We start from the raw sequence: 1909 nt of genomic DNA on the forward strand, positions 1-1909 counted from the left end.
GCTCCGGTCCAGGCCGCCGCTCCGGTGGCCGCCCCGGCTCCGGTCGCCCCCGCCGCCCCGGCTCCGGCCGCTCCGGCGTCCGCGGGTGACGAGGCCGCGTACGTGACCCCGCTGGTGCGCAAGCTCGCCTCGGAGTCCGGAGTCAACCTGTCCACGGTCTCGGGCACCGGTGTCGGTGGCCGTATCCGCAAGCAGGACGTCCTGGCCGCCGCCGAGGCCGCCAAGGCCGCTGCCGCCGCCCCGGCTCCGGCCGCTGCCGCTCCGGCCGCGAAGGCTCCGGCCGCCGCGGTGTCCGAGCTGCGCGGTCAGACGGTCAAGATGACCCGCATGCGCAAGGTCATCGGCGACAACATGATGAAGGCCCTGCACTCGCAGGCTCAGCTCAGCTCCGTGGTCGAGGTGGACATCACCAAGATCATGAAGCTGCGCGAGAAGGCCAAGGGCGCGTTCCTGGCCCGCGAGGGCGTCAAGCTCTCGCCGATGCCGTTCTTCGTCAAGGCCGCTGCCCAGGCGCTGAAGGCCCACGCGGTCGTCAACGCCCGGATCAACGAGGACGAGGGCACCATCACCTACTTCGACTCGGAGAACATCGGCATCGCCGTGGACTCCGAGAAGGGCCTGATGACCCCGGTCATCAAGGGTGCCGGTGACCTCAACCTGGCGGGCATCTCGAAGGCGACCGCCGACCTGGCCGCCAAGGTCCGCGGCAACAAGATCACGCCGGACGAGCTGTCGGGCGCGACCTTCACCATCAGCAACACCGGCTCGCGCGGTGCGCTGTTCGACACGGTCATCGTGCCCCCGAACCAGGTCGCCATCCTGGGCATCGGTGCCACGGTGAAGCGCCCGGTGGTCATCGAGACCGCCGAGGGCACCAACATCGGCATCCGCGACATGACGTACCTGACCCTGTCCTACGACCACCGCCTGGTGGACGGCGCGGACGCGGCCCGGTACCTCTCGGCCGTCAAGGCGATCCTCGAGGCCGGCGAGTTCGAGGTCGAGCTCGGCCTGTAAGGCTCACCGCCCGGCTGTCGTACACGGCGCCCTCGCCCGGAACACCCTCCGGGCGGGGGCGCCGTCGTCGTGTACGCCTCTGGGAGCCCTGGTCGGGCGCCTGTTGTAACCAGCCTCACCCGGCGTCCCCGACCGGGAACGCATCCGGTTGGGGCCACTCGGCCGTATTGTCTACGCATCGAAGCGATGCATGCCCCTACAGGAGATGAAGCCCCGATGATCACCCCACCCGTCGTGCACTCGCTGCGCGAGCAGATCCGCGAGCACATCGTGGAGGGGATCGTCAGCGGGCGCTGGAAGCCCGGCGAGCGGATCGTCGAGCGCCGGATCGCCGTGGAACTGGAGGTCAGCCAGACCCCCGTACGGGAGGCCCTGCGCGAGCTGGAGACGCTGCGGCTGATCGAGTCGGCGCCGAACAAGGGCGTGCGCGTACGGAACCTCTCCGCGGCCGACCTGGAGGAGATCTACCCGGTGCGGGCCGGTCTGGAGCAGATCGCGGCCGAGCTGGCCGCGCCGCGGCTGGCGAGCGACTGCTCGGCGCTGGAGCCGCACGTGGCGGCGCTGTGGGAGGCCGACCGGGCCGAGGACGGGACCGCGCAGGTGCGGCACACCGTCGGGTTCCACCGTGAGATGGTGCGGGCGGCCGGGAACAGCGTGCTGCTGCACACCTGGGAGAGCCTGGGCATCGAGGTCTTCACCGCGCTGTCCATCCGCTGGCTCGGGACCGTCCAGAAGTCGTACGCCGAGGAGCACGAGGCTCTTGTCGAGGCGTTCCGCAGCCAGGATCCGGAGATCGGTCTGCTCGTGAAGCGGCATGTCCTGGGGTGCGCGCCGCGCGCTTGATCCACTGAGGGCGGGCCTGTTTGCCTCCTTTTGACCGGCACCGCGTGCC

The 1909-nt window shown here is 70.6% G+C and carries 2 protein-coding genes; both read left to right on the top strand.

Going from position 1 to position 1909, the window contains the following annotated elements; all coding sequences use genetic code 11:
• Window positions 1-1017, top strand: a 1017-nt coding sequence (gene sucB / locus ACWGIU_RS36925; RefSeq protein ID WP_453712443.1) for a 2-oxoglutarate dehydrogenase, E2 component, dihydrolipoamide succinyltransferase, incomplete at its 5' end; no start/stop codon positions are given.
• Between the two features lie 219 nt (window positions 1018-1236).
• The gene (locus ACWGIU_RS36930; protein WP_453712444.1) at window positions 1237-1860 is read left to right on the top strand and encodes a GntR family transcriptional regulator; all 624 of its coding nucleotides are present in this window, start codon (window positions 1237-1239) and stop codon (window positions 1858-1860) included.
• The last annotated feature ends 49 nt before the right edge of the window (window positions 1861-1909 follow it).

Source organism: Streptomyces sp. NPDC054840 (assembly GCF_053611065.1).